Below are 9,768 nucleotides of genomic sequence, written 5' to 3'. Positions count from 1 at the left end.
ACCCATAAGGATAAAAGAATTTTAACCCATTTGACCCGAAGCCCACCCATCTAAGGAAGGAAAGAGGATTAAAGCTTCACCCATATTCTGCACTTTCTTTTTATCTATGAATGTTTAAATAGTTATTTAGATTATATCAGATTTTCTTGAAAAAATGAAAAAATTATAATAATTTAATTATACATAATTATAATTATCATTTTTGCCAATTTTTTCCGACACTGATATCTACTTTTAAAGGTATATTCAATTTGACCGCATTTTCCATACAATCTTGAACCATTTTTTTTGGTTTCTTCTACGATTTTTTCAGGTAATTCTATTACAACTTCATCGTGCACCTGAAGTATCAATTTTGCTTCTTTTGGAAGTTTTTTGTATAAATTGATCATCGCCAATTTCATGATATCTGCAGCACTACCTTGGATAGGGGTATTTATGACTATTCGTTTCAACTCAGATTTGCCTGTTTTTATGTTTTTCAAAAATCTTTTCCTTCCAAATATGGTTTCAACGTAGCCTTTTTGCGTTGCAATCTTTAAACTTGATTCTTGATATTCTTTGACTTTTTGGTAAGTTTTAAAGTATTTTTCCATGAAATCTTTTGCATCTTCTACAGGTATCTTTAAATTCTCGGCTAATCCATACGGAGATGATCCATACACCAGGGAAAAATTAACTACTTTTCCTACCCTTCTCATGTTGTAGTCAACATCGTCGATTTTTACACCGAATATTGCAGATGCGGTTAAAGCATGTATGTCTTCACCATTGTTAAAAGCATTTATTAAAGTTTCATCGTTAGTTAGATGAGCTAAAACCCTCAATTCAATTTGAGAATAATCAGCACTCAGTAGTACATAATCATCTTTTTGTGCCTTAACGGTGCTTCTTATTCTTTCTCCATCTTCTTCTCGTATGGGAAGATTTTGAAGATTGGGATCGCTGCTACTTAATCTACCGGTAGCTGTTCCAGTTTGGTTGAAAGATGTGTGAACCCTTCCAGTTTTTTTGTTAACTAGTTTTGGTATAGCGATTATGTATGTAGATAGAAGTTTTTGGTATTTTCTGTATTCTAAGAGCTTTTCTATTATTGGATGTTCATCTCTTAGGGCTTCTAGAGAATCTGCATCTGTTGAATATGATCCGCTCTTAGTTTTTCTTTTCCCCTTCAATCCTAAGTTTTCAAAAAGTAGTTCTCCAACTTGTTTTGGGGAGTTTGGATTGAAGTCATAACCGACGATTTTTTTCATTTCATACATTAACGAGTTTAGCTTTTTGTTATATTCTTCTTCCAATTTTTGTAGTTCTTTTAAATCAAAATACACGCCGTTCATTTCCATTTCTGATAAAACATTTATAGTTGACATTTCGATTTTTTCAAACAATTCAAATAGTTCAAATTCTTCTAATTTAGGCTTTAATACTTCAAATAATCGATAAGCAATATCAGCATCTTCTCCAGCGTACTCAACAACCCTTTTCTTATCAATGTCTCCAAGGGTTAACAGTTTGATATCTTTTCCCATCACTTCTTTGTATTTAATTGTTTTATAATCCAAATATTCTTTTGCGAGATCGTCCATATTGAACCTTCTGCTGTCCGGATTCAACAAATAAGCAGCTATCATACTGTCAAAATATACTTTGTTTAATTCAATTCCATTTACTTTCAAAACCGTCATATCGTACTTTAAATTTTGGCCAATGATCTTCTTAGTGTTTAAAAGATCGACTATCTCCTTTGTTATTTCCCACCTATCTTTTTCTTTGTACAGATACAAAAAATATCCTTCAAATGGTTTGCAACTTAAAGCGATTCCAACTATATCTGCTTGATATGGATCAAGAGAAGAAGTTTCAAGGTCAAAAGATATTATTTCGTATTTCTCTAAGATTTTTAATAGTTCTTTGTAATCTTGTGCGTTGTATTCGTAATACTTACCTTTCGTCGAATAATCTTTTTTTTCTGCTTTTGTCTCTGCTGTAACTTTAGTTGAGTTAGTAGTTGTATCAGGCATATCTAACTCTTTTAATATTGAATTGAAATCTAATTTCTTGAGAAAATCTCGTAAATTCTCTCTGAATCCTTGATATATAATTTCTTTGTCTTCAAAAATTTCTTCTATGGGGGCATCTACCATCAATTGGACTAGTTTTTTACTCAGATATGCGGTTTCCTTTTCATTTTTTAGCTTGTTTTTTGTTGAACCTTTAATCTCATCCAAATGTTGATAAAGATCGTCTATGTTATCGTAATCTTGCAGCAATTTTTGGGCTGTTTTTATTCCAATACCTTTTACACCTGGAATATTGTCAGAACTATCCCCCATTAAAGCTAGTAAATCTGCAATTTTTTTCTGGGGGGACTCCCATTTTTTTTTCTACTTGCTGTGCATCGTATTTCACCATTTCTGTTATTCCTTGTTCTGGTCTTAAGATATATACGTTATCCTTAACAAGTTGCATCATATCTTTATCCGAGGTAATTATATAAACATTATCGTAGTTTCTTTTCTTTTTGGACACTATCGTGGCTATAACATCGTCGGCTTCGTAATTATCCATGGCAACTAATTTTATGCCTAATTTTTCAACCATTTCGTATATGTATGGGATCTGTTGTATATATTTTTCGGGTGTTTCGGGTCTCTGGGCTTTATAGCTTTCTAATAATTCATGTCTATATGTGGTGGTTTTTTTGTCCATAACAAATATTATTGAATCTTCACCTTTTTTAACGTACTCTTTGAGTAACTTTAGAAGCATTCTAGCTACACCATAAATGGCGTTTGTCGGCAAACCATCCGAAGTGCTCATCCAGTCTCCTAACGCAAAAAAGGCTCTATATGCAATTCCTGAGCCGTCTATTAAGTATAAATTTGCCATGTGAAGCACCTTCTTTTCTTTTGATTTTTTACTAAATTACAATTAATTTATATTTTCCGGTTTTTTCATCTGGCTTGATATCTTCCACGATTTTTACATCAAAATTGACGTTTTGCATTTTTTTCTTTTCTAAAATATCGTTAAGTTTGTTTCTAACTTCTTCTACAATTTCATCTAAAGGCTCTTTTTGTGAAACGACTATTTTAAAGACAAAAGATGATTGATCTTTTTGAACAAATTGAAACTTAGCCACTCCTTTAACAAAAAATTCAGCAATTACTATGGGGTGAATGAAATCTTTTTCGCCGTTTTCGTTAATAAAAAAAGGAATTAACTCGTTTCTTCCCGTAATTTGTTCGATCTTTGTAAAGGGCCATTTCCCTTCGTTATCTTTTGATTTTTTAAGGATATCTGTTAATTCATACCTTATTATAGGTTGAGTGTAATTGTACAAGTTCGTCAAAATTGTTTTATCCTCTTGAATTTCAAGATAAACCGCATCATCGTATATGTACATACCTTTTAAATCTTCCCTAGAAACACCCATCGCCAAAGACTCAGATGTTGCATAACTATCTACTATTTCAGTATCTTTCCAAACATCTTTTAAAAACTGTTTTACGTTTTTTAATAAAGATTCTCCACCACAAACTATTACTTCGGGGTGAATATTCAAAATCCCTTCATTTTGAAACTGTGCCAAAGATCTTATACCAAAGGGATACCCTGTGAGATTATCAGGTTGAAAATCGTTTAGGTCTTTTAAGTAGGATTTGATAGGTTTGTTTATATCCATTACCATATAACCTTTATAGAAAAACTCTTCAGGTTGATTTAGTGGAGAGAGGAACAAGCTTATGGCAGCATAATGTCCATCAACTGCACCTATAAAAGCATATTTCTTTCTTTTGAGAGTGAAATTTGAGAACATCCTTGTTGAGATAGCTTTGATGAAATCCCACTCTTTTTCACTATACAAATAGTATCCTACCGTGCCTGTTGATCCAGAACTGTGTATCACATGATACTTGTTAAAAAGCAAAGAAGTTGGATTCGGGTTATTTTTTAAAAAATCTTCAACTTTGTTTTTAGTAATTTGGTTATCTTTAAAGAACTTATCAAAATTAGCAACAATAAGATTTTTATTGATCGTTGGTAATTCGTATATGGGGATCTCTTCCAGCATGCTTTCTTTTATCCCGTTAGAAGTATAAAAATCTTTATAAAACGGTATTTTTTTATACGCGTACTTTAATAGCTTTCTAAATTTCTTTTCCCTTAATGCTAATATCTTTTTTCTTGAATAATTAAGATTTTTTCGTAGAGAATAATAATAGTGTACAGTTGTTAGAAAACTCATACTCTCAAAATTCTTTCAAAAAATAATCTAAATGGGCTTCGTCATATATTACAAATCTGATTTCTTTTACAAATTGTGGATTGGTATTAATAAAATCATAGACTGCTTTTTTGTAAACGAGAACCGCTTTTTCTATTGGATAACCGTATATACCTGCACTTATAGCAGGTAAGGCTATTGAATTCAATTTTAATTCTTCTGCTTTTTTCAAAGAATTGAAAACTGCATCATACAATAACTTTTCTTCTTGTTGACTGCCCCCTCTCCAAATAGGTCCAACTGCATGGATTAAGTATTTACATTTTAACTTTCCTCCAGATGTAACTGCAACATTTCCCGTTTCGACTTTACCGTATTTTTGGATATATTCGTTCGATTCTTTTTGAATACCTGGTCCTCCTTTTCTGGATATTGCTCCAGCCACTCCACCACCATGTTGCAAATGCGAATTAGCAGCATTTACAATAGCGTCTGTTTCTTCGATAGTTATATCTCCAGATACCAATTTAATTTCAACGTTGTTGACTTTTAGTTGTTTTATAATTTTGTTCATACATTAACGCCTCCGTTTAATTTTTGATTTACTCTCTTTAGAAGAAGATCTAAAACTTGTTTTAGCGCCGATCGTTAAGGGGTAAACCCGGACATTGAGGGGTACCCCCCTCAAACTCCCCAAAAACAAAAAATCTCTTTTTTAAAAGATCTTTGTTTGCACAGGTCTGCAAACAAAAGTTTCTTTGCATAAATCAGCAAAAAATCATTTAAAAACATAGTTTGCACAATGCAGCAAACGCTCCCCACCCATAAGGAAAAGGGTCTTTTCAGTCATTATAGTTGATGTTTCTTTTATTATATCAAAAGTTAGTAGACCAACCCAAACAAAATCCAATAATGAGAAAATCAAAGATTTTTGGTTATAATCGCAAATAATTACCTATAATCGATTCTAATCACGAATAATCAGATTTTGAAAATAATATTTTTTTCTGTATAATAAAAACGAAAATTTTCTTTTTATCTTATATCTTTGAAAAAATTTTTTATTCACAATTAGAACCTAAATTGGAGGAGGTGTGTATGGTGAAGAAACTTACAGTGGTTATTTTAGCAGTGTTGGTTAGTGCGATGGTGTTCACTCAAACGATTACGTTTTGGCACACTCAGGTAGAAACAGATAGGCAACAAAGGATAAGAGCCTTAGCACAGATTTTTGAAGCACAAACTGGTATAAAGGTAAACTTAGTCCCTATTGAGGAAAATGAGATCTTAGAACAGATTCCAAGAGCAGTTCAAGCTGGAACTTTACCAGACGTTGTAGAAGGCGGTATCTCTCCTATACTCTTGCTGGGGAGCCAGGGCTTTATGGATACAGAACTGAATGCAAAAATTATCGAAGATTTTGGTGATGTTTATGACGGTGTTTCAAGATTGATGCAGGCACCAGATGGAGGATATTATGGTGTACCTTTCCATGCTTGGGTTCAAGGGATTTGGTATAAGGCGAATTTGTTTGAAGAAAGAGACCTAGGAGCTCCAACATCTTGGTACAATATACTTACAGCTGCAAAAGCATTAAACGATCCTGCTAATGGTTTCTACGGTATAATATTGCCTAAGAAAGCTGACGCTTATACTGAACAGGTATTTTCACAAATTGCTCTATCAAATGGTGCAAGACCAATTGATAAAGACGGAAATATTCTTTTTAATACTCCCGAGATGATCGAATCATTTAGATTTTATAAAGAACTGGGCAAATACTCCAGACCTGGTTTTACTGCTGTTCCAGAAGCATTGAATGGTTATTTGAACAATGAAGCCGCTATGGTATTCTATTCCACTTATATAATGGACGATATTGCGGTGGAAGAGGTACAAAAACAAAGAGTGGAACAGTTTGATCCTAAACTTGTTGAGAATACAGGTTTTGCAAATTTTATGGTTAACATAAGACCGTCTTCATTTGGAGAAGTTGTTGGATTGGGTATACTTAACACGTCCGAAAATAAAAATGCGGCAGAACAGTGGGTAAAATTTCTTATGAGTGGCAGCAATTATATTTACTGGTTACACATGGCACCTGGCGGAATGAATCCAACCAGAAGTTCTATAGCACAGATGGACGAATTTTTAGATAATCCTGTTTTAGAAAGATATGGGAAAGATCAAATAACTACTATTATTTCTGCCTTAGATACTGTAGAAAGATTTGAGTTCATGGAAGGAGAAATCATTGAAGAAATGAGTATCCTGTCTGGTAACTTTGTAATTGGTAGAGCAATAAACAGGATGTTCGCTAACGATTGGACACCACAGCAAACCGCTCAATGGGCACAAGAAGAAGCGGAAAGATTGTTAAGTGATTAAATGCGTCTGAGCTATTGAAAGGGGAATGCTTTATTCCCCTTTTTTACTAAAAATGGGGAGGAGAGAGATATGCAACGATTTCGAGATTTATCTCCTTTAAAGAAGAAAGAAGCAACCTTTGGATGGAAGTTAGTATCACCTGCGGTTATTTTAATAGGTCTTTTTATTATGTATCCAGTTTTATACAATATTTACTTGAGTTTTTTTGAAGTATCTTTGACACCCGGAGCACCAAATAAGTTTGTGGGTTTTCAAAATTATAGAGAACTGTTAACCGATCCTACCTTTTGGAATTCCTTTGGTATAACTATTTTGTATGTTTTGATTACTGTCGTTGGAAGTATTTTAGTTGGTTTAGGGGTTGCTTTGCTTATGAATAAAGAATTTCCCGGCAGAGGTATAGTCAGAGCCTTATACTGTTTCCATATGTTGCACCGGTTATTTCAACTGTTTTCGCATGGCAATATGTTTTAATGCCTTTGAATGGTCCTTTAACAATACTTTTAAGTAATTTAGGTATCATGGATGTGACAAAAGACCTAGTTAATGATCCAAATAACGCCTTCATAGTTGTTTCATTTTATAGTATTTGGAAGAATTTTCCTTTTATTTATTTGATGATTTTATCACGGTTACAATCAATACCTCAAGATTATTATGAGGCAGCTGATATTGATGGTGCCAATGGTTGGCAAAAATTCCATCATATAACTTTACCTGAATTATATTATGTAATAGGCTCTTTAGTTCTTTTGAGAGGAATATGGAATTTTTACAAATTTGAAGAGGTATATTTGTTGTCTAAAGAGGCTAGGACTCTGCCTATATACCTATATGAAAAAGCCTTCACAGGTTTGCCAGAACTTGGAGTTGCAGCGGCGATAGCAACTGTCCTCTTTGTAGTTATGATGGCGCTCATATCCATCTATGTGAGGAAGGTGTTAAAATGGTAGTAAGAAAAAGATCTTTCATAAAAACATTTTTATTTTGGTTTTTTATAGCTTTAGTTGTAATATTTGTTGCCTATCCTTTTGCATATATGGTTTCGGTTTCCTTCAGGTATGATTCAGACGCGTTTGATCGGGGATTGATTCCTGAGAATCCAACATTGACACAGTATGCTCAACTATTAGGATTTCAGGAGTCAATTAGGCAACAGATGAGTGAAGAAGAGCAACAACTCATGAAACTATTAGAATCTCTTCCAGAAGAACAAAGAGAGCAAGTTCTTCAGAATATACAATCATCAAGAAGGCGCGAATCATTTCCTTTTTTAAGGTGGTTTGGTAATAGTTTATTATTGGCTGGATTAAGCGCTTTGACAAGTTTGATAATAGGTATATTTGGTGCCTATTCTTTTAGCAGAGTTTGGTATCCTGGAAGAACTCTTGTTCAAAGAGGGGTATTGCTGGTATACCTAGTCGGTGGAGTGATATTATCTGTTCCTTTGTATGATTTGTTTGTAAGAATAGGATTAACTAATTCAGGAGGAACCTCAATGTTTGCTTTGTATATAATATATATAATTCAGACGTTGCCTGTTTCAATGTACATGCTTGGTAATTATTTCAGAACGATTCCTGAATCAATTGAAGAAGCCGCCTTAATTGATGGTAGTACAAGAATTGGAACTATTATGAGGATAATTATTCCTCTATCAATGCCGGCTATAATAACAGTTTTCATATATGCCTTTATGATAGGATGGAATGAGTATCTGTTTGCTTCTATTTTCATAAGGCCTTATCCTTCAGCTTATACGCTGCCCGTAGGTTTGAGGGAGATTTTCTTTTCTGAACATGCCGTATGGGCTAAAATGATGGCAGCTTCAGTATTGACAGCCGTTCCAGTCATTGTATTGTTTATGACCGTAGAAAAATATCTAACAGCAGGTTTAACTGCTGGTGGAGTCAAAGAATAAAAGTGAAAAGGTGACAAAAGGGAGGAAGTTGAAATGTCAATATTTTTCGATGATAAAATTTTACAAAATTTACCAAAAAAGGTAAAAGTAGTTGTTGGTATTCCCAGCTATAATAATGCTGAAACGATTTCCTTTGTTTCTAAAACCGCTGCAGAAGGTATAGTTGAATATTTTGATTCAGATGGGTTAATTGTTAACGCTGATGGGGGTTCAAAAGACGGAACAAAAGAAGTTTTTATGAAAACAGACACAAAAAATGTACCGAAAATTGCTTACGATTATATTGGTTTGCCAGGTAAAGGAAGTGCAATGCTTTCTGTCATAGAACTTGCTAAAAACTTAGACGCAGAAGCGATTGTATTTTTAGATTCTGATTTAAAAAGTGTTCGACCATGGTGGATTGAAAGATTAACTGGACCTATAATGAAGGGACTTTCCGATTATGTTACGCCTTATTATGTGAGGCACAAGTACGACGGTACGATCACAAACCAAGTATGTTATCCTTTGGTTTCTTCTTTATTTGGGCAAGCCATCAGGCAACCAATAGGGGGAGATTTCGGAGTAGGTAAAAATATGATAGATGTTTATTTGAAAGCTGCCTCAAGTGTTGCCAAAACAGAGGTTGCAAGGTTTGGGATAGATATTTGGATGACTATAAATGCCATACTCAACTCCAACAAGAAGGTTTATCAAGCTGCTTTAGGTGCAAAAGTTCACGATCCTAAAGATCCAGGGGCCGATTTATCCCCTATGTTTAAGCAGGTAGTTGGGACCTTATTCGATATTATTGTAGATAGCGCTTCCAAATGGAAAGATATCGATTCTATTGAAGAAGCCCCAATATATGGTGAAATACCCCAAGTTGCTGTTGAACCTATCAACATCAACATAGAAAATTTGAAAATGCAACTTTTAGAAGGTTTAAAAAACGAAGAATCCAAAAGATTGGCAAATGATCATTTAGGATTCATAATGGAAAAGAAGAAAGTACCACTTCAAATCTGGGTGGATATCTTATTCAATGCATTAATAGAGTATTCAAAAAACAAAGACAAAAAGTTGGTGGAATCCTTAGTACCTCTCTATTTTGGGAGAGTAGCTGATTTCGCTGAATTGACAAAAGATATGAACGAAGTAGAAGCTGAAAAAGTTATCAAAGATCAAATAAATCTTTTTGCTAATAAAAAAGACGAATTGATAGAAAAGTTATAGTCGATAAGAGGTGAGG

Annotated in this window: 9 protein-coding genes; 5 read left to right on the top strand and 4 right to left on the bottom strand. The window is 33.8% G+C overall.

What is annotated here, in order from left to right:
- Positions 1 to 173: 173 nt before the first annotated feature.
- Genes polA through NAAC61_RS04340 form a run of 4 tightly spaced genes read right to left on the bottom strand, consistent with a single transcriptional unit; the run spans position 174 to position 4,802 of the window.
- The gene (polA, locus tag NAAC61_RS04350; protein ID WP_237729749.1) at positions 174 to 2,333 is read right to left on the bottom strand and encodes a DNA polymerase I; all 2,160 of its coding nucleotides are present in this window, start codon (positions 2,331 to 2,333) and stop codon (positions 174 to 176) included.
- Complete coding sequence (locus NAAC61_RS10640; RefSeq protein ID WP_237729748.1) at positions 2,323 to 2,889, bottom strand: 5'-3' exonuclease; 567 nt, start codon at positions 2,887 to 2,889, stop codon at positions 2,323 to 2,325. Before NAAC61_RS10640 ends, polA begins: the two co-directional genes overlap by 11 nt.
- A 31-nt stretch (positions 2,890 to 2,920) precedes the next feature.
- Complete coding sequence (locus tag NAAC61_RS04345) at positions 2,921 to 4,249, bottom strand: phenylacetate--CoA ligase family protein (protein WP_202695365.1); 1,329 nt, start codon at positions 4,247 to 4,249, stop codon at positions 2,921 to 2,923.
- A gap of 4 nt (positions 4,250 to 4,253) precedes the next feature.
- Complete coding sequence (locus NAAC61_RS04340; protein ID WP_202695364.1) at positions 4,254 to 4,802, bottom strand: macro domain-containing protein; 549 nt, start codon at positions 4,800 to 4,802, stop codon at positions 4,254 to 4,256.
- A 524-nt stretch (positions 4,803 to 5,326) separates the two neighbouring features.
- On the opposite strand from NAAC61_RS04340, the gene NAAC61_RS04335 reads away from it, so the two are divergent.
- The 5 genes from NAAC61_RS04335 to NAAC61_RS04320 all read left to right on the top strand — a co-directional run bounded on the left by NAAC61_RS04335 (position 5,327) and on the right by NAAC61_RS04320 (position 9,752).
- Positions 5,327 to 6,616: an ABC transporter substrate-binding protein gene (locus NAAC61_RS04335; protein ID WP_012207930.1), complete on the top strand. Its 1,290-nt coding sequence runs from the start codon at positions 5,327 to 5,329 to the stop codon at positions 6,614 to 6,616.
- 69 nt (positions 6,617 to 6,685) lie between these two features.
- Positions 6,686 to 7,090, top strand: a complete 405-nt coding sequence (locus tag NAAC61_RS10635; protein ID WP_237729747.1) for a carbohydrate ABC transporter permease — start codon at positions 6,686 to 6,688, stop codon at positions 7,088 to 7,090.
- The gene (locus tag NAAC61_RS10630) at positions 7,000 to 7,569 is read left to right on the top strand and encodes a carbohydrate ABC transporter permease (RefSeq protein WP_337919696.1); all 570 of its coding nucleotides are present in this window, start codon (positions 7,000 to 7,002) and stop codon (positions 7,567 to 7,569) included. Before NAAC61_RS10635 ends, NAAC61_RS10630 begins: the two co-directional genes overlap by 91 nt.
- Positions 7,563 to 8,537 (top strand): carbohydrate ABC transporter permease, encoded by a 975-nt coding sequence (locus NAAC61_RS04325; RefSeq protein ID WP_121514335.1) that lies wholly within the window; start codon positions 7,563 to 7,565, stop codon positions 8,535 to 8,537. The genes NAAC61_RS10630 and NAAC61_RS04325 overlap by 7 nt, the downstream gene beginning before the upstream one ends.
- Positions 8,538 to 8,570: 33 nt before the next feature.
- Positions 8,571 to 9,752, top strand: coding sequence for a glycosyltransferase (locus NAAC61_RS04320; RefSeq protein WP_202695363.1), 1,182 nt, complete (start codon positions 8,571 to 8,573; stop codon positions 9,750 to 9,752).
- The last annotated feature ends 16 nt before the right edge of the window (positions 9,753 to 9,768 follow it).

The sequence above is a fragment of the Petrotoga sp. 8T1HF07.NaAc.6.1 genome (genome assembly GCF_016772115.1).
Taxonomy (GTDB): domain Bacteria; phylum Thermotogota; class Thermotogae; order Petrotogales; family Petrotogaceae; genus Petrotoga; species Petrotoga mobilis.
This window is presented reverse-complemented; position numbering and strand designations above follow the sequence as displayed.